Origin of the sequence: Halomonas sp. NPDC076908, assembly GCF_050269715.1 — a bacterium.
In the GTDB taxonomy this organism is placed as follows: Bacteria; Pseudomonadota; Gammaproteobacteria; order Pseudomonadales; family Halomonadaceae; genus Vreelandella.
On record NZ_JBNNIW010000051.1, the window covers coordinates 1 to 18,239 of the forward strand.

Here is an 18,239-nt window from a genome sequence, read left to right on the forward strand (position 1 = left end):
TCCACTCGTGTTGGTTGAGATCTTGGTCGTGATCAATCAACAGGATACGCCACCCTTCCTACCTCCTCCCATACACCAGACTTGAGCTTAACTCGGCGCCATGACCGCAATGATCCTACTGGGTGAAAAATGCGGTGGTGACCCTCAACGCATTGCGGTCGCGCAGTCACTGCGTATCATTTTAGTCATTCTTTTTCTGCCACCGCTATTTTGGGCCTATGAAGGCGGAGGTGGAAGTGTCGGCCCCCCGCAAAGCGCGCTTGAGCATGGCTGGATGCTGCTGACAATTCCGCTGCTGCTGCCGCTAGGCCGTTGGCTGCGAATCCCCAGTTCCGCTCTGCTGGCACCTTTACTGATGGCCGCCTTATTATCGGGTTTTGATATTGCCAGTCTCTCCCTGCCTGAGTGGGGAATGAACGCAATGCTATGGGTATTAGGCTGTGCCATCGGCTCGCGCTTTCAGGGCATGACGCGTAAGCTTTTTGGCCGCTATTTATGGCAGTCGGGCGTTGCAACGCTCTTGGCACTACTGGTATTGGCGCTGTTTGCCGAGCTGATTCACCAACTGCTTGGGGTTGGGCGCGATGTGGCGCTACTAGCGCTAGCACCTGGTGGTATTGGTGAGATGGCGATCCTTGCGGTAGCGCTAAATATTGACCCCGTGTTTGTCGCTTTTCACCACTTACTGCGTATGGTAACCCTCATGATCATAGCGCCGTTCTGGGCGCGCTGGCTACTGCGTCGCTCTGCTTCTTAATGCCCCAGATATTCTGATTCATCTATAAAAAAATCCACAGACCGTCAATACCAACGCCAGTTACCCAAGGAAAACTCATGCTATCGCGTGTTTTACAGCCGCTATTTCGCTACTTCGAAACGCGGGTTAATCCCTACCCGGAAGGCGAGGTAGAAACACCACCTAAAGGGCTAATGCCGTTTATTGTGCATTTCTCACGCCCGATGCTGCCACTGCTACTATTAATGACACTGTTTACAGCCCTGGTGTCGGCGGCTGAGGTTGTTTTCTTTAGCTACATGGGTCAGTTAGTGGATTGGCTGGGCAACGTGGAGCGAGCAGGTTTTTGGGCTGAAAACGGGTTATGGCTGGCGGGCCTGGGGCTGTTGATGCTGGTGGGTTTGCCGCTTTTAGTGCTATTGCAGTCACTGGTGACTCACCAAAGTATTTTCGGTAATTACCCGATGATCGGTCGCTGGCTATCCCATCGGCATATGCTTAGCCAAAGCTTGGCGTTTTATCAGGATGAGTTTGCCGGGCGGGTGTCGCAAAAAGTGATGCAAACGGCGCTGGCAATCCGTGAAACCGTCACCAAGGTAATGGGACTGTTGGTCTATGCCATTGTCTACTTCACTGGCGCGGCATTCTTACTTGGTCGAGCAGACCTATTATTGCTCATACCGCTAGCGCTGTGGTTAGTGGGCTATCTGGCGATTATGCGCTACTTCGTGCCGCGGCTGCGCGATGTTTCTATGGCCCAGGCGGATGCCCGCGCCCAAATGACCGGTCGCGTAGTGGATAGCTACAGCAATATTCAAACCATTAAATTGTTTGCCGACACCGAGCGTGAGCAAAGCTATGCCCGGGATGCCATGGAAGGGTTTATGGTGACCGTTCACCGCCAAATGCGGTTGGTGACCATTATGAGTGTAGGTTTGACACTACTTAACACCGCGCTGTTGGTGGGTACGGCGGCCATGGCTATTAGTGCTTGGTACACAGAGGCGATTTCGCTAGGTGTGCTGACCATTGCTATTGCGCTGGTGATGCGTATTCGCTTTATGTCTGACTGGATTTTGTGGGAAGTTGCCGGGCTATTTGAAAATATTGGCACGGTCCAAGATGGCATGAATACCATTGCCCAGGAACCGACTGTACGGGACGCTCCAGGCGCTTTGCCGCTGCAAGTGCCCAAGGGGGAGATTCGTTTTGACGCCATGCGATTTGGTTATGCACAGGCTAAAGGCGAAAGCAAAACCGTGTTTGATGGCTTGAATCTCACCATCGCGCCCGGCGAGAAAATTGGCCTGATTGGCCGCTCTGGGGCGGGCAAATCGACCCTCGCTAATCTGCTGCTGCGTTTTTACGACGTGCAGGGCGGGCGCATTCTAATTGATGGGAAGAATATTGCCGAGGTTACTCAGACCTCCCTACGCCACCAAATTGGTATGGTGACCCAGGATACCTCGCTGCTACACCGCTCGCTGCGCGATAACATTCGCTACGGCAGCCCTCACGCCAGTGATGCGGACGTTTGGAACGCGGTTTGTCGCGCTCATGCTGATAGCTTTATTAATGATCTGGTCGACCCGAAAGGGCGGCGCGGATTAGATGCCCACGTCGGTGAACGGGGCGTTAAGCTTTCGGGCGGCCAGCGCCAGCGCATCGCGATTGCTCGCGTACTGCTCAAAAACGCGCCGATTCTGGTATTGGATGAGGCCACTTCAGCCCTGGACTCTGAAGTAGAAGCCGCTATTCAAGAGCAGTTAGATACGCTGATGGAAGGCAAAACGGTCATTGCCATTGCCCATCGGCTTTCAACCATCGCCATGCTTGATCGTCTCATTGTGGTTGACGAAGGACGTATTGTGGAAACCGGCACGCATCAGGAGCTTCTGACCAAAAACGGTATTTATGCCAGCCTGTGGCAGCGGCAGTCGGGTGGCTTTCTGGGGCTTGATGTTGAGGGCAGCAGCCCCAACTGATAATGGTTACATACACGCTTGTATAATGAGGTAACGATGAAAGCGATCAAACTGAAGCAGCCCGGCGGTTTAGATAACCTCGAAGTCGTTGAGCTGACTTCCCCCGGTGAACCCGGCCCAGGTGAAATTAAAGTACGCCTGCATGCAAGTTCCTTGAACTTCCACGACTACGCCGTGGTGGCCGGTATGATTCCGACCGAGGAAAACCGCATTCCCATGTCCGATGGCGCAGGCGTGGTGGAAGCCGTCGGTGAGGGGGTAAGCGAGTTCGCAGTGGGTGACCACGTGGTCTCGACCTTCTTTCCGCATTGGTTGGAAGGCCCGGCCAGAGTGGGCGATTTTCGCGCTACGCCGGGCGATGGCGTTGATGGCTACGCTTGCGAGCAGGTGGTTCGCCCGGTCGAGTGGTTTACCCATCAGCCTAAAGGTTACAGCCACGCAGAATCGGCAACGTTAACCACTGCAGGCTTAACCGCTTGGCGCGCACTGGTCGTCGATGGCAGCATCAAAGCGGGTGATACTGTGCTGGTGTTAGGCACCGGTGGGGTATCTATTTTTGCCCTGCAGTTTGCCCGTTTGATGGGTGCCCGGGTAATTGCGACCTCTTCTTCTAATGAGAAGCTGGCGCGACTGCGCGAGATGGGCGCTGAGCACACCATCAATTACAAAGAGACGCCTGACTGGGGTAAGCGCGTTAAAGAGCTGACCAACGGCGAAGGCGTTGATCATATCGTCGAAGTGGGCGGCCCGGGTACGCTGCCGCAATCGTTTGATGCGATTAAAATCGGTGGTCATATCGCGCTAATTGGCATACTTACCGGCCGAGAAGGTGAGGTGCCAACGGCCAAACTAATGGCCAAACAGGCGAACTTGAAAGGCTTGATTGTTGGTAGCCGTCGCCAACAGATTGAGATGATTCGTGCGCTTGAAAGCCTGGATATGCATCCGATCATTGACCGAGAATTCCCGCTTGCCGAAATTGCCGACGCTTTCCGCCATCAAGAATCAGGCAAGCACTTCGGCAAGATCTGCCTAACTATGTAATCTTAACTGCAATTCAATAAGCCAGCTTGCACGCCTTGTGTTCCACACAGGGCGTGCAATGAACTCAATCAATTAAACGGCTATACACCACGCCTTTAACTTCAAGCTCTAAAATCTCTTCGTAAGGTACAGTGACACCTTCAACGTCGCCTGGCTCCTTATGGCTGTTTTTAATCTGGGTTTCAGGAATAACTTTTACTCCTGCCATTCCTACATGCTGTATTCGAGCGCTAAAGCGGTTGCCTTCATGCTCTATCAGCAATCTTTCTCCAGCAATACACTTGCTTAGCTTGTCATGCAGCTCTTCTTCGCTGACGTGAACGACACTCATTGCTTGCTCCTTTTGCACTTGCAATAAAAATTAATCCCTTAAAATTGTGCTAAATACTGTCTATCAAGACTCTATTTTAGACCATAAGTTCGTTTGCAAGATTAAGCAGATAGTGCGCGTGACTAACTTACCACCAGCGTTGCTGCCCCCAATGCTAATTTGGATGCAGGCAACGCTGCAGTCTCTTCTACTGAGAGAGGCTTGGGAGCTTAAGCTTCGTTTGACTCAGGTAGCTCACCGCTATGGTAGACATTTTGTACATCATCCAGCTCGTTCAACATGCCCAGGAATTTTTCGAACATGGCGACATCATCGCCTTCCACGGGAGTGGTGTTTTGCGGTAGAAACTGAATTTCGTCCACTTCAAAATCAATTTCACCGAAAGCATCCAACAGCGCCTGTTTGGCTTTGGCGTAGTCGGTGTGCGGGGCGAAGACAGTGATCCGCCCGGCTTCCTGCTCAATGTCAGTAACATCGACATCGGCTTCCATTAGCGCTTCTAGAACGGCTTCTTCATCGCGTCCGGTAAACGAGAAAATGGCGCAGTGGTCAAACATATGGCTGACGCTACCCGGCGTACCAATTTTGCTCTTGGTTTTGGTGAAGCAACCGCGTACATCACCAAAGGTACGGTTAGGGTTGTCGGTCAGACAGTCGACAATTACCATGACGTTGCCTGGGCCAAAACCTTCATAGCGGGCGGCAGAGAAGTCTTCACCGCCAGCGCCGCTGGCTTTGTCGAGCGCTTTATCAATAACGTGGGAAGGTACCTGGTCTTTCTTGGCCCGCTCCATTAAACCGCGCAGCGCCAGGTTGCCATTGGGGTCGCTGCCACCGGCTTTCGCGCAAACGTAAATTTCACGCCCATATTTGCTATAGACTTTTGTCTTCGCATCGGCCGTTTTGGCCATGGATTCCTTACGGTTCTGAAAAGCCCTACCCATGTTGCCGTCCTGTGTTATCCATTACGCCTCTCGCATTGAGTGGCGGTTCTTTTTGAAAAAAAGCGAAAAGATCGAAAAAAAGCAAATTTTACCCAACAGCGTACCATGCTAACAGCGTTATTTAAGGCCCCCATCACCGGCAAGCTTTTCTTCGCGTATACTGCCTGCCCTTAAAGAGTGGATATCATTCCTTCAGGAGGTACAGGCATGCCATTTACGCTATGGCTATCACTCGCTGCTATTTGCGCTATGGGCGCAATGTCGCCGGGGCCAAGCTTGGCGCTGGTACTGCGTCACACTTTGGGTGGTGGCCGGTTTTCGGGAATGATCGCAGCGATTTTCCATGCTTTTGGGGTGGGTTTTTATGCGCTACTCACAGTGTGGGGGTTGGGTGCATTGATTACCCGTTTTCCACTACTTTTTCAGTTAATCACCTGGGGCGGTGCCGCTTATTTGGCTTGGCTAGGCATTAAAGCGCTGCGTGCAGGAAAAGCAGGTGCCTTGCAGCCCAATGCGATTACCACTACCCGAGGCCAGGCCGCCAAAGAGGGGGTACTGGTTGCGTTGGGCAATCCTAAGCTGATTCTTTTTTTTGTTGCGTTGCTCAGCCAGTTCGTCACATCTGATATGTCTGCGTTGGCAAAAGTGATCATTGTATTAACCGCGATGATTATTGATGGTGGCTGGTATGTGCTGGTGGCGGCGGTGCTTTCGCACTCAAAAATTCTGCCCTGGCTTCAGCAGCATGCGCATTGGATCAACCGGGTCACTGGTGTGCTGCTCATTGCACTGGCGCTGAGAGTGGTGGCTGGGCCACTGGTGTAGTACTGGTGAAAAAGGCATAGCCGTGGCATGGTGGCAACTATGCCATTTGGGTGTTTGTGGGGGCCTACCAATGACAATTTATGATCAAGACTGCTATACCCACCAAGGGCAGCCGTTCAACCTGCGTGCTCTGCGGGGGCAAGTTCTACTAGTGGTGAATGTGGCCAGCAAGTGTGGCTTCACCCCCCAGTTGAAAGAGCTTGAGGTATTTTACCAGCGCTATCGCGATCGCGGTTTTACTGTGCTTGGGTTTCCCTGTAACCAGTTTGGCAAGCAATCGCCGGAAAACGCAGAGGCTTTTTGTACGTTCGGTGAGACGCAGTTCGGCGTTACGTTTCCTCTTATGGAAAAAGTGAAGGTCAACGGTGGTGATGCTCATCCACTATTTGTATGGCTAAAAGGGGAAGCGCCAGGGGTATTGGGCACAAAAACGATCAAATGGAACTTCACCAAGTTTTTGATTGGACGCGATGGCAAGGTGATTGCGCGTTTTGGCCCACGTGACCATGGCCGTCCACTACGCTTAGCGCTAGAAGAAGCCCTAGACGCAACATAGTCGCTACCTCCTCTTAGCTGCGCCTTAAAGAACTTCACCGCGCGCCACCATGACTCTGTTCATAAGCTCACTCCAACGGTGGCGAACCATCATGGTGGTTAGTCCCGAAAAAAGTGCCCAGCTTTTACGGCGCCAGCCTTTCAAGCGTAAATTGTGGCTTACCAGCTGTTGCATTAGCTTGTAATCATTGAATTTTCGCCATTCGCTAGCAATTGAGAGCTGATGGCGCGACATCACGGGTGCCAGCTCTAAACGAAACATCCACTCAAGTTCATGTAGCGTCATATCGTAACGCTGAACGACCTCGACCATACGGGCGTAATCACGCTCGCTGGGTTCCCTGTCGAGCCACAGCGGCGCTAGCGCAAGCCACAGATCACCGCGTTCATCTACTAGCTGCTGTGCATTCATGATCGCCTCGTTGGGGAAGGGGGGACGTAAGTGGCTATCTATCTAAGTGGCTATCGTGACGCGAAAGCGCCTCTAGCTCAAGGGGCGGACAATAGCGCAAGGTCAGACATTAGCTCAAGAGCGGACAGAGCGCCCAGAGACCGCTAGAATAGCCCCACTGAGTAACAACATGGCGATAACAGTGTTATGTCGCTAAGTATGTTGTCAAAAGAAAAATTAATTTAATAACGAGGTTCGATGTGATTATTAAACCCAAAGTGCGCGGCTTTATTTGTACCACTACTCATCCTGTCGGCTGTGAGCAGAACGTCCGCGAACAGATAGAAGCGACCCGCGCCCGCGGTTTGGATAAGCAGGCCGGGCCGAAAAAAGTGCTGGTGATTGGTGCTTCAAGTGGCTATGGCTTGGCAGCGCGAATTACCGCGGCGTTTGGGTACGGTGCCGACACGTTGGGGGTGTTCTTTGAAAAGCCTGCCACTGATAAAAAGCCCGGCACCGCGGGTTGGTATAACAGTGCCGCTTTCGATAAATTTGCCAAGCAGGAAGGCCTGTATAGCAAGTCGATTAATGGCGATGCGTTCTCCCATGAGGCGCGTGAGAAGGTCATTGAATTGATTAAGCAAGACATGGGCGAGATTGATCTGGTGGTTTACTCGCTGGCGTCGCCCGTGCGCAAGATGCCAGATACCGGTGAGTTAAAGCGCTCCAGCCTTAAGCCTATCGGTGAAACTTACCGCGCCACCGCTATCGACACCAATAAAGACGCCATTATCGAAGCGGAAGTTGAGCCAGCAACACAGCAAGAAATCGACGACACCATTACCGTCATGGGTGGCGAAGATTGGGAACTGTGGATGAGCGCCCTTGACCAAGCCGGTGTGCTGGCGAAAGGCGCGCGTAGCGTTGCGTTTAGCTATATTGGAACCGAGATTACCTGGCCGATTTACTGGCATGGTGCCTTAGGCAAAGCCAAGGAAGACCTGGATCGCGCCGCGACCGCTATCGACATCCATTTGAAAGCCAGCGGTGGTGGCGCCAACGTTGCCGTACTGAAATCGGTAGTCACCCAGGCCAGCGCGGCGATTCCGGTCATGCCGCTGTATATCGCCATGGTTTATCGCATCATGAAAGAACAGGGCCTCCATGAAGGCACTATCGATCAGCTAAATCGCCTCTTTGGTGAGCAGCTCTATTCTGCTCAAGGCTTAAACGGCGAGTTTGCCACCGACGAGGCAGGTCGCTTGCGGTTAGATGATTGGGAATTGCGTGATGACGTTCAAAAAGCCTGTCAGGATCTATGGCCGGAAGTCACCACCGAGAACCTTTTTGAAATTACCGACTATGCTGGTTATAAGCATGAGTTCTTGAAGTTGTTTGGTTTTGAGCGCACTGACGTTGATTACGATGCCGATGTGAACCCAGAGGTAACGTTTGATGTCATTAATCTATAAGTTATTAATCTATAAGCCGTGAAGCGGTTTTATTAATTTAAAGAAGCTGCCAGCATTTCAACCGGATGACCAGGAGATAGCTATGGATACTAGGGAAAGCAAAACCCCGGAAGAAGAGAAAGAGCACGTCCTGCACCAGCGTATTCCTGAGGATTTTGATGAGGCTGAACCACAGCGTCAGCCTGAAGCTAGAAAACCGCCCAGCGGGCTACTCAAACTGTTGCCGATAGTGATTATTGTGCTCGGGGTCATAGTTGCTGGCATCGTCATTATGGGTATAGGTAATAGCGGTGGCTAAACCCAGCGCTACGTGATTCTCAATTGCCGGGCCTTGTGCCCGGCAATTTTCATTCATGCGCCATGTTTTTGGCTGAGTGGTCACCGCGCTGCCTTCATCGGCACAATTGGGTAAGATGGCTCTTTCACAAAGCCGATGGCGGTTTTTTTTATGCATAACAGTGACGTTTCATGCAGCCCAGCCCGTTAATCTCACCGCCCAATGTTGCCCGCAGACGAGTGGCGTTTATGCTCTTGCCTGGTTTCTCATTGTTGGCCCATGCCAGTGCTCTTGAGCCACTGCAAATGGCCAACCAGCTTAGCGGGCAGATGTTGTATCACACGGTGACGTTGAGCATGGGTAGCCAACCAGTACGCAGTAGTGCTCAGCTTTTATTGCTGGCTCAGCATGAGCATACTGCCGCGCTTGGTCCTCTCGATTTACTGTTGGTATGCGCACCGACGCCGCTACCTTATACGCTTCCTGCTAAGCTGAACGAGTGGCTACGTAGCCACCAGGGTCGCGGCGTCGCATTGGGAGGATTAGCGGGCGGTACGGAAGTGCTGGCGCGCTGTGGGCTATTAGAGGGCTATCGCGCGACATTGCCTTGGCAGCGTTTTAACGCCTTTGCTCAGGCCTATCCACAAGTGACGCTTTCCCAGCAGCTGTTTGAGATTGATCGCGACAGATTGACCTGCGCAGGGGGAAGCGCCGCGATGGATATGATGCTCACGCTGATTAGTCAGCACCACGGTGCGCGTTTAGCGGAGCAGGTGTCAGAGCAGTTTGTTTGCGATCGCATACGGTTAGCTGATGAACGCCAGCACGTACCGCTGCGCAGCCGATTAGGTCACGCACCGCAAAGCTTGGTGGAGGCAGTGACATTGATGGAAGCTAATATTGAAGAGCCGCTCTCAACGCTGGAGCTTGCCGAGCACTTGGGTATTTCCCGGCGTCAGTTAGAGCGGCTATTTAAGAAGTACCTGCAAGCGGTGCCAAGCCGCTACTACCTCGATTTACGTTTGCAGGAGGCCCGCAAACAGTTGCGAGATAGTGACCAGCCAGTAGGCGATATCGCGTTTGCCACAGGCTTTTCCTCTGGCGCTCACTTTTCTACCGCCTACCGAAATCACTTTGGCATGACGCCAAGAGAAGAGCGCCTGGGTTAGATAAATTAGCTTAGATGAATCAGGTTAAGGTATCGACAATACCGCCTTCAACGCGCAGTGCTGCGCCAGTCGTCGCGCTGGCCTGGGTGGATGCAGCATAGATGCTCATGCTGGCGACTTCTTCTGGCGTGGCTAAACGCTGAATAATAGAGGTAGGGCGGTTCTCTTTGACGAAGCGCTCTTCCATCTCTTGCAGTGAGATACCTTCTTTCTCGGCCATCTCACTGAGCATACTAACCACCCCTTCAGAGCGAGTGGGGCCGGGCAGAATGGCATTAACCGTTACCTGCGTGCCACTCAGCAATTTGGCCAGCCCGCGCGAGACCGCTAGTAGCGCCGATTTAGTGACGCCATAGTGCACCATCTCGGTCGGAATGTTGATGCCGGATTCACTGGATAAAAACTGAATACGGCCCCAGTAGCGGTCACGCATGCCCTGGGCATAGTGGCGTGAAAGACGCACCGCGCTCATGATATTAATATCGAAAAATTGCTGCCAAGTGGCGTCATCGACCTCAAAAAAATCCTGCGGGCCAAACATACCCACATTATTAATCAAGATATCGGCACTGGGCTGCTGCTTAATCAGCGTTTGGCAGCCTTCTGCGGTGCCAAGGTCGGCAGCGACGCCCTTGATGTTGGCGCTGGGGGCGTCTTGCTTAATTTTGCTAATGGCCTCATCGACCCGTTCCTGGGTTCGCCCTGTGATAACAACACTCGCCCCTGCCTGTGCTAGTCCATGGGCAATCGCAAAACCAATGCCGGCCGTTGAGCCAGTAATAATGGCGTGTTTACCGCTTAGATCAATCTGCATTCGGTGTACTCCTCTCATCCTGAGTGTCAGTACGTCGCGATACCTCGCTATGCAAGTATGATTTTATCGCTTGCTAATAAGTATGGGGTTCTTATAGCGTTCTTCAAGTTTTGAGCGTGCGTTAACAAGCGCGGCTTTTCATAATTTCTCGTCACATTGCTGAAAGCGGTTAACCTAGTTGGCCCTTTATACTGTTTTCATTCCTTTCTTCCACTGGAGATAGCGTCCCATGAGCCATACCCCAAGCCGTCAAGATTACGATCACTACATGACGCCTAACTATTCACCGCAGCAGGTTATTCCAGTGCGCGGCGAAGGCAGCCGCTTGTGGGATCAAGAAGGGCGCGAATATATCGATTTCGCCGGGGGCATTGCGGTGAACTCTTTGGGTCACTGTCATCCGGTTCTGGTCAATGCGCTGAAAGAGCAGGGCGAAAAGCTTTGGCATCTTTCTAACGTGTTTACTAACGAGCCTGCGTTGAACCTTGCCAAAGCACTGGTTGAGCGCACCTTCGCCGATAAGGTCTTTTTATGCTCCTCCGGTGGTGAAGCCAACGAAGCCGCCTTAAAGCTGGCGCGCCGTTGGGCAGTGGATAACCACGGCGAACAGAAAGATAAAATCATCTCCTTCTATCAATCTTTCCACGGTCGTACTTTCTTTACGGTGAGCGTGGGTGGTCAACCAAAGTACTTCCAAGGCTTTGGACCTGTGCCTGGCGGCATCTTGCACGCCAACTACAACGACCTGGAAAGTGTGCGTGCGCTAATGGGCGACGACACCTGTGCAATCATGGTTGAACCCATGCAGGGCGAAGGCGGTATTGTCCCTGCGACTCAAGCGTTCCTTCAGGGGCTGCGCGACCTGTGCGATGAACATAACGCCTTGCTGATTTTTGACGAAGTGCAAACCGGCGTTGGTCGTAGCGGTGAACTCTACGCTTATAAAAACTACGGTATCACGCCGGATATCCTCACCAGCGCGAAATCCTTGGGCGGCGGCTTCCCCATTGGCGCTATGTTGGCGACAGATGCAGTGGCTAAATCGCTGGTGGTTGGCACCCACGGTTCTACTTACGGCGGTAATGCGTTGGCTTCTGCTGTGGCGCTGGCGGCAGTTGAGTTTATCGATACGCCGGAGGTGCTGGAAGGTGTTAAAAAGCGGCATGATCTGTTCCGTGAACACTTGGAAACCATCAACCGCAAGCACGGTGTGTTTAAAGAGATTCGTGGTATGGGCCTGCTGATGGGGGCTCAGATGTCGGACGCTTTTGAGGGCCGCGCTAAAGATATTCTGCCGCTCGCTATTGAAGAGGGCTTGATGGCACTGATCGCCGGGCCGAATGTACTGCGTATGGCGCCTTCCCTGGTGATTCCAGAAGCGGATATCGCCGAGGGTATGGCCCGCTTAGAGCGCGCCATTGAGCGGTTAGTTGCGGCAGCATGAGTGAGCAACCCGCTGCGATACCTGCTGCGATAAGAGAGGGGGCATCCAGGATGCTGGTAGTTCGACCCGTTAAAGCGTCTGATCTCACGGCGCTTGAGCAATTAGCCGAGCATGCAGTACCTAAGTTGACCAACTTGCCTGCTAACCGTGAGCGGCTTCAGGAGCGCATCGCGCGCTCTCAAGACGCCTTTAATAGTGACGTTGAGTTTCCTGAGAACGAGCACTACACTTTTGTGTTAGCCGACGATAGCCGTGATGAGGTGCTGGGAACGGCCACCATTCGCGCCCAGGCTGGCGCCAATGAGGCTTATTACACCTATCGCCAGGAAACGCTGATTCACGCCTCACAGCAGCTCAATGTACGCCGCGAAGTACAGACGCTGGCGCTCTCCCATGAAGTGTCGGATGCCACTCTGCTGTGTGCGTTTTCGCTTAATCCCCGCTATAAAGGCACCAGTGCAGAGAGTCTTTTGCGCCGGGCGCGGCTGATGTTTATCGCCCAGTACCCGGAGCGTTTTTCGCGTATCTTGGCAGTCGCATTTCCCGGCTACCTGGATCAGCAGAATGAATCCCCCTTTTGGGAAAGCGTAGGGCAGCACTTTTTCGCCCGCAGTTTTCACGAAATGAATCACATTGCCGGGGTGCGCTCGAAAAGTTTTATCGCTGAAGTAATGCCTCAGTTTCCGCTCTATTTACCGCTGCTGACACCCTATGCCCGGGCGGCCATTGGCCGTGAACACCCGGCCCATGAAGAGGCGTTGCAAGAGATGTTGGCGGAAGGTTTTGTGCGTTCTCGCCATGTGGATATTTTTGACGCCGGGCCGATTGTTAAAGCCGAGCGCGAGCGGCTGGAAACCTTCCGCAGTGCCGCCTGGCACCCGGTACGCATTCGTCCTGAACACGCGTTGCCTGATGCCGAGCCAGCACTGGTCGCTAATCAAAAGCTGGGCGAGTTCCGCTGTATCGTCGCGCGCTACGCGCTGTCGCCAACAGGTCAGTTGATGCTCTCAGCGGAGCACGCTGAGCGGTTGGGCGTTACCGAAGGGCGAGCGGTATTGGCCGCGCCGCTGACGCTACCCACGGTGGTAGACGCGCTCGATGAAGGAGAAATGTAATGCGCATTCGACCCATTGCCCGTGATGATTTGGATGGGCTTCAGGCGCTTGCGCAGCAGGCGGGCGTTGGTTTTACCTCGCTGCCGGATAACCGCGAGTTTCTAGCCGGTAAGATTGAAGCGGCTGCCAGCGCCTTTGAAGAGCGCACCCCGGTGGATGATCGCCTCTACTTCTTTGTGCTGGAGGATGAAGTGAGTGGCGAACTCGCTGGCTGCTGCGCCATAGAGGGCCAGGTGGGCCGAGAAGTGCCGTTCTACAACTACCGACTGGGCACCTTGGCCCACTCCTCGGTACAGCTGGATTTGCACCGCACCATCGACACGCTGTTTTTAAGCTCCGACCACACCGGTGACGCTGAAGTGTGCTCGTTGTTTCTGCGCCCGGAATACCGCGGTGAAGCCAATAAACATTTGCGCAACGGCGCGCTGCTCTCCAAAGCACGCTGGCTGTTTATCGCCCAGTTTCGTGATCGCTTCCCCAACAAAGTGCTGGCGGAAATGCGCGGCGTGTTTGATGAAAACAACACCAGCCCCTTTTGGGAAAGTCTGGGCAAACACTTTTTCCCTATGGATTTTAATGAAGCAGACCGGCTAACTGGCCTGGGCCAGAAGAGCTTTATCGGCGAGCTGATGCCCAAGTTCCCTATCTACACCACCTTTATGGCCGAAGAAGCGCGGGCCTGCATTGGTCAGGTGCATCGCCACACTCGCCCGGCGCTGGAGATGCTGAAGAAAGAGGGACTGCGCTGGGAAGGCTATATCGATATTTTTGACGGTGGCCCCACAGTAGAGGCGTACATTGATGACGTGCGCGCCATCCGCAACTCACGGCTCTGCCAAGTTGAAGTGTCTGCCGGGGCCAGCGAAGAGAGCGTCAGCCGTTGGCTGGCCGCTACCACTCAGATGCTGCACTTTACCGCCAGTTGGGTAGGCCGCGCGCCCAGCGAAGACAGCACCATCGTGCTGAGCGAACAAGAAGCGCAGCGCTTAGGCGTTACCACAGGTGATACCCTACGGCTACTCGAAACCTAGGCGACGTTTACAGGAGAGTTTTATGCACGCCCAACAGCAGCAACTGATCAATGGCGCCTGGGTCACAGGCGACGCCGAGCCGTTGAGCAAGCACGATCCCGTTTCTGGCCAACCGTTATGGCAAGCCGCGACCGCCAGTGCTGACCAGGTCAAAGCTGCGGTAAAGGCTGCCCGCAGCGCCTTCCCCAGCTGGGCACGCACACCCTTTGCCGAGCGCCAGGCGCTAGTCGAGCGTTTTGCAGAGGTGCTTAAAACACGCAGTGAAGCGCTGGCCGTGGCAATCGCCTCAGAAACCGGCAAGCCGCTTTGGGAAGCGCGCACTGAAGCGGGGGCTATGGTGGGCAAGGTGGCGCTCTCTATTAAGGCGTATAACGAGCGTACCGGCGAGCGGGAAAAAGTCGTTGGCAGTGCAAAAGCGGTGCTGCGCCATCGCCCCCACGGCGTAATGGCGGTATTTGGCCCCTATAACTTCCCCGGCCACTTGCCTAACGGCCACATGGTGCCTGCGCTGTTGGCGGGTAACTGCGTGGTCTTTAAACCCAGTGATCAAACCCCGCTTACCGCTGATTTAACGCTACAGTGCTGGCTGGAAGCCGGGCTTCCAGAAGGCGTGATTAACCTTGTTCAGGGTGGCGTGCCGGTAGGCCAAGCGCTGGCAGCCGATCCTGATATTGATGGTTTATTGTTTACCGGCAGCGCCAAAGTAGGTGGAATGCTGCATCAGCAGTTCGCCGGTCAACTGGATAAAATCCTGGCGCTTGAGCTGGGCGGCAACAACCCGCTGGTAGTCAAGGATGTCGATGACGAGCGCGCAGCCGTGCTGACTATTTTGCAGTCGGCGTTTCTATCTGGCGGTCAGCGCTGCACCTGCGCCCGGCGCTTAATGGTGCCAGAAGGTGCCGTCGGTGATCGCTTAATCGATGCGCTTTCAGAGGCGATCACTAAGCTACACGTAGCGGGCCAGTTCGAAGATAATCCTGCGCCGTTTTATGGTGGTTTGGTCAGCGTGGCGGCGGCGGATGGCTTACTCAAGGCACAAGATGAACTTGAAGCAATGGGCGGTACGGTCATCAACCGCATGCAGCGCCTGCTAGAGGACACCAGCCTGTTAAGCCCTGCTTTGATCGATGTGACCGGTCTTGATGTGCCCGACGAGGAGCACTTCGGCCCGCTACTGAAAATTCATCGTTACAGTGATTGGGATGAAGCGCTTACGCTTGCTAATAACACCCGTTACGGGCTTTCTGCCGGGCTGATTGGCGGCGAGCAAGCCGATTGGGACGACTTTTTACTGCGTATTCGCGCCGGTATTGTCAACTGGAACCGCCAAACCACAGGCGCTTCCGGCGATGCGCCTTTCGGTGGCGTGGGTGACAGCGGTAATCATCGCCCCAGTGCTTTTTACGCGGCAGACTACTGTGCCTACCCGGTTGCGTCCATGGAGTCCGACAGCCTGGAGATGCCTGAAGCACTGCCGCCGGGAGTGAGTCTATGAGTGCCGCCGACATTAGCAGCGTCAGGGAAGTCAATTTTGACGGCCTAGTTGGCCCTACCCATAACTACTCAGGACTGGCCGTAGGCAACGTGGCTTCTATGATCCACGGTGGCCTGGTATCCAACCCCAAAGAGGGCGCACTGCAAGGGCTTCTAAAAATGAAGTCGTTGATGGATGCAGGCTATGCTCAAGGCGTGCTGCCACCCCAACAGCGGCCCGATGTTGGCGCACTGCGTGATTTGGGTTTCAGCGGGAGCAATAGCGAGGTGCTAACCCATGCTGCAAAAGAGGCCCCGCAATTACTGCGAGCGGTGTGCTCGGCTTCCAGTATGTGGACAGCTAACGCAGGTACGATTACGCCAAGCCTGGACGCAGCGGATGGCCGGGTACACTTCACGCCAGCGAATCTGCAATCCAGCTTTCATCGCTATTTAGAGCCACAAACCACTGGCCGCGTGTTACAAGCGATCTTTAGCAGTGAGCAGCACTTTGCCCACCATCCGGTGCTGCCTGCAACTCCGGCCTTTTCTGATGAAGGCGCGGCCAATCACACCCGTCTATGCGGTGAGCACGGCGAGCCGGGCGTTCATTTGTTTGTGTATGGCCGCCAAGCGTTTGGTGACGTGCATAGCGGAGAGCGCGAACCCAAGCGCTATCCGGCTAGGCAAACCCTGGAAGCCAGCCAGGCAGTGGCTCGCCAGCATGGGTTAACGGAGGCGCAAACGGTATTTGCCCAGCAGCATCCGGACGCCATCGACGCGGGGGTGTTCCATAACGATGTGATTGCCGTGGGCAACGGCCCGGTGCTGCTCTACCACGAAATGGCCTTTCTGGATGAAGAGGGCACGCTCGATGAGCTGCGGGCCAAAATGAGTACGCCCCTTATTCCGGTGCGGGTGCCCCTTGAGGCAGTGAGTATGGAAGATGCGGTAGCCTCGTATCTGTTCAACTCGCAGCTGCTCTCCAACCCTGATGGCACCATGACCCTGGTGGTACCCGGCGAATGCCAGGAGCGCGAAGCGGTATGGCGCACCATCCAAGACCATTTGCTAGCGGGCAATAATCCCATCAGCGAAGTGATCGTCAAAGACGTGAAACAGAGCATGCGCAACGGCGGCGGCCCCGCCTGCCTGCGCCTGCGGGTGGTGCTAACGGATGCCGAACGCGCAGCGCTTTCTGGCCGCGTGCTGCTCACCGATGCACTGTACACTGATCTGACCGCTTGGGTGGAGCGCCACTACCGCGATCGCCTCGCCCCGGACGATTTGGCCGATCCACAGCTGGCGGAAGAGTCGCTTGCCGCACTGGATGAACTCACCCAGCTACTCAAGACCGGGTCTGTGTACCCGTTTCAATTGGGTTAGGGGATAAGTTAAGCAGTAAAATAAAACGCCAAGGCAATGCCTTGGCGTTAATCGTATAGGGGAGAGCCGATACATCGCTCAAAGATTAACTCTAAAGGACGGTAGTCGCAGTAATAGCCTGCGATATTGGCTTCTACCCATTCATTGCGTTCAAGAGGATGCCATGAAAGGTGATAACCACAGTTGATTATCAGGTGTTCAAAAAACAATCGCTGCGCACGTCCATTTCCTTCGCGGAAGGGATGAACGACATTCAAATCACCATATAGCTCTGCACACGCTGATATAAGATCTGCTTTTTCAAGTTGAGTGAAGTATTTATACTCTGCTAGCTTGGTGAATAGCTTTTCAGCTTCGGGAATGATGCGGTTGACGTTGCAAAATCGTGTGTCGCCTTTTGCTATATCAATCGTTCTTATTTCCCCAGCCCATTCATACAGGTCATGAAATAGCTGATGATGAAGGCGTTTGATATATGCAAAGTCGTAGGGTGGCAGCAATAGGTCAATGCTATCTGCATTAATGAGCGACAACTCGCGCTCTGCCTCCTCAAGCTCTACTGCATCAAAAATCTCCAACTTATTACGCAGTACATCGGTACCTGAGTAACAGTACGGATCCTGCTCTGTGCCGTACTTATCCATTAGCGAATTTTGTGCTTCTGATATTTAGCCATTACATCAGCTTTGCTGGCTTTTGGCGCTTGGGTGTCAACAGTGATCCCTTCCAGCACCATACTCGCTTGGTAATTGGAGCGCCGTACTTTCGCGTAATAGCGACGCTTTGTTTCCAGAGAAACATTATTCATACTGCCTCCTTAGCTATTTAACCTAGTATAGCGGAATGATGATTCAGGGTTCATCCCATGCCTGTGTTTATGTTGTGTAACGTCGTATCTATCTTTGCAGGGTAAGCAGGCTGTGATTTTGAAGGGCGTGGTGAGCCTCATGCGCACCAGCAATGACTGGCAGGCGAAAAATAAGTGCACGTGCCTGGATGGCTGACAAAAAATAAGGGGCTATCCACCGTATTGGAGATTGGTGATTTGAGAAAAGTATTAATGAGCGCCTGTCTCTTGGGTAAAAAGGTTCGCTATGATAGTGGCGCCCTTTCCGTGGCACTTACTTCTTGCTACAGACTCGTGAGGCAGCACTAGCCTGGATTTCTCATAGTACCTCAGCCAGTACCGCACTCAGGCTGTAACACCGCTAAACACCTACTGGCTCGACTTACATCGGCTACTTTTT

General features: G+C 53.7%; 18 protein-coding genes and 1 pseudogene. 13 read left to right on the forward strand and 6 right to left on the reverse strand.

What is annotated here, in order from left to right:
* Positions 1–94: 94 nt before the first annotated feature.
* The 3 genes and pseudogenes from ACQKE4_RS18795 to ACQKE4_RS18805 all read left to right on the forward strand — a co-directional run.
* Positions 95–757: pseudogene (locus ACQKE4_RS18795) on the forward strand (AbrB family transcriptional regulator); the annotation flags it as partial.
* Positions 758–834: 77 nt separating this feature from the next.
* A complete protein-coding gene (locus ACQKE4_RS18800) occupies positions 835–2,721 on the forward strand; it encodes an ABC transporter ATP-binding protein (protein ID WP_290836741.1) in 1,887 nt (628 codons plus the stop codon).
* A gap of 36 nt (positions 2,722–2,757) precedes the next feature.
* On the forward strand, positions 2,758–3,765 hold the full coding sequence (locus ACQKE4_RS18805) for a zinc-dependent alcohol dehydrogenase family protein (RefSeq protein ID WP_427389802.1): 1,008 nt from the start codon (positions 2,758–2,760) through the stop codon (positions 3,763–3,765).
* A gap of 64 nt (positions 3,766–3,829) precedes the next feature.
* Here the strand turns inward: ACQKE4_RS18805 and ACQKE4_RS18810 are convergent, their stop codons facing one another.
* Both ACQKE4_RS18810 and ACQKE4_RS18815 read right to left on the reverse strand, forming a co-directional pair.
* Positions 3,830–4,096 carry a hypothetical protein gene (locus ACQKE4_RS18810; RefSeq protein ID WP_427389803.1) on the reverse strand — a complete coding sequence of 89 codons (267 nt, stop codon included), beginning with the start codon at positions 4,094–4,096 and terminating at the stop codon, positions 3,830–3,832.
* 209 nt (positions 4,097–4,305) lie between these two features.
* On the reverse strand, positions 4,306–5,040 hold the full coding sequence (locus ACQKE4_RS18815; protein ID WP_427389804.1) for a YebC/PmpR family DNA-binding transcriptional regulator: 735 nt from the start codon (positions 5,038–5,040) through the stop codon (positions 4,306–4,308).
* A 207-nt stretch (positions 5,041–5,247) separates the two neighbouring features.
* Here ACQKE4_RS18815 and ACQKE4_RS18820 point away from each other — a divergent pair, with 207 nt between their 5' ends.
* Complete coding sequence (locus tag ACQKE4_RS18820; protein WP_290836733.1) at positions 5,248–5,865, forward strand: LysE family translocator; 618 nt, start codon at positions 5,248–5,250, stop codon at positions 5,863–5,865.
* 70 nt (positions 5,866–5,935) lie between these two features.
* Complete coding sequence (locus tag ACQKE4_RS18825; RefSeq protein WP_427389805.1) at positions 5,936–6,421, forward strand: glutathione peroxidase; 486 nt, start codon at positions 5,936–5,938, stop codon at positions 6,419–6,421.
* A gap of 24 nt (positions 6,422–6,445) precedes the next feature.
* On the opposite strand, the gene ACQKE4_RS18830 is transcribed toward ACQKE4_RS18825, so the two are convergent.
* A complete protein-coding gene (locus ACQKE4_RS18830; protein ID WP_427389806.1) occupies positions 6,446–6,832 on the reverse strand; it encodes a DUF7079 family protein in 387 nt (128 codons plus the stop codon).
* A gap of 239 nt (positions 6,833–7,071) precedes the next feature.
* On the opposite strand from ACQKE4_RS18830, the gene fabV reads away from it, so the two are divergent.
* The 3 genes from fabV (at position 7,072) to ACQKE4_RS18845 (ending at position 9,729) form a co-directional block, all read left to right on the forward strand.
* Positions 7,072–8,283 (forward strand): enoyl-ACP reductase FabV, encoded by a 1,212-nt coding sequence (gene fabV, locus ACQKE4_RS18835; RefSeq protein WP_427389807.1) that lies wholly within the window; start codon positions 7,072–7,074, stop codon positions 8,281–8,283.
* Between the two features lie 82 nt (positions 8,284–8,365).
* Complete coding sequence (locus ACQKE4_RS18840; protein WP_427389808.1) at positions 8,366–8,581, forward strand: hypothetical protein; 216 nt, start codon at positions 8,366–8,368, stop codon at positions 8,579–8,581.
* A 227-nt stretch (positions 8,582–8,808) separates the two neighbouring features.
* The gene (locus ACQKE4_RS18845; protein WP_427389817.1) at positions 8,809–9,729 is read left to right on the forward strand and encodes a GlxA family transcriptional regulator; all 921 of its coding nucleotides are present in this window, start codon (positions 8,809–8,811) and stop codon (positions 9,727–9,729) included.
* A 19-nt stretch (positions 9,730–9,748) separates the two neighbouring features.
* Here ACQKE4_RS18845 and ACQKE4_RS18850 read toward each other — a convergent pair whose 3' ends face one another.
* Complete coding sequence (locus ACQKE4_RS18850; protein ID WP_427389809.1) at positions 9,749–10,543, reverse strand: SDR family NAD(P)-dependent oxidoreductase; 795 nt, start codon at positions 10,541–10,543, stop codon at positions 9,749–9,751.
* A 229-nt stretch (positions 10,544–10,772) separates the two neighbouring features.
* On the opposite strand from ACQKE4_RS18850, the gene ACQKE4_RS18855 reads away from it, so the two are divergent.
* The 5 genes from ACQKE4_RS18855 to astB are packed head-to-tail and all read left to right on the forward strand — an operon-like array spanning position 10,773 to position 16,992.
* Entirely contained in the window at positions 10,773–11,987 is a 1,215-nt protein-coding gene (locus ACQKE4_RS18855; RefSeq protein ID WP_427389810.1) for an aspartate aminotransferase family protein, read from the forward strand.
* 50 nt (positions 11,988–12,037) lie between these two features.
* A complete protein-coding gene (locus ACQKE4_RS18860) occupies positions 12,038–13,102 on the forward strand; it encodes an arginine N-succinyltransferase (protein WP_427389811.1) in 1,065 nt (354 codons plus the stop codon).
* Positions 13,102–14,133 (forward strand): arginine N-succinyltransferase, encoded by a 1,032-nt coding sequence (gene astA, locus ACQKE4_RS18865; protein WP_427389812.1) that lies wholly within the window; start codon positions 13,102–13,104, stop codon positions 14,131–14,133. The genes ACQKE4_RS18860 and astA overlap by 1 nt, the downstream gene beginning before the upstream one ends.
* A 22-nt stretch (positions 14,134–14,155) precedes the next feature.
* The gene (astD, locus tag ACQKE4_RS18870; protein ID WP_427389813.1) at positions 14,156–15,628 is read left to right on the forward strand and encodes a succinylglutamate-semialdehyde dehydrogenase; all 1,473 of its coding nucleotides are present in this window, start codon (positions 14,156–14,158) and stop codon (positions 15,626–15,628) included.
* Positions 15,625–16,992, forward strand: coding sequence for an N-succinylarginine dihydrolase (gene astB / locus ACQKE4_RS18875; RefSeq protein ID WP_427389814.1), 1,368 nt, complete (start codon positions 15,625–15,627; stop codon positions 16,990–16,992). Before astD ends, astB begins: the two co-directional genes overlap by 4 nt.
* A 47-nt stretch (positions 16,993–17,039) precedes the next feature.
* Here astB and ACQKE4_RS18880 read toward each other — a convergent pair whose 3' ends face one another.
* Together ACQKE4_RS18880 and ACQKE4_RS18885 are read right to left on the reverse strand one after the other, a co-directional pair.
* A complete protein-coding gene (locus ACQKE4_RS18880) occupies positions 17,040–17,636 on the reverse strand; it encodes a putative adenosine monophosphate-protein transferase Fic (protein ID WP_427389815.1) in 597 nt (198 codons plus the stop codon).
* Positions 17,636–17,800 (reverse strand): YhfG family protein, encoded by a 165-nt coding sequence (locus tag ACQKE4_RS18885; RefSeq protein WP_427389816.1) that lies wholly within the window; start codon positions 17,798–17,800, stop codon positions 17,636–17,638. The genes ACQKE4_RS18880 and ACQKE4_RS18885 overlap by 1 nt, the downstream gene beginning before the upstream one ends.
* Positions 17,801–18,239: the final 439 nt, after the last annotated feature.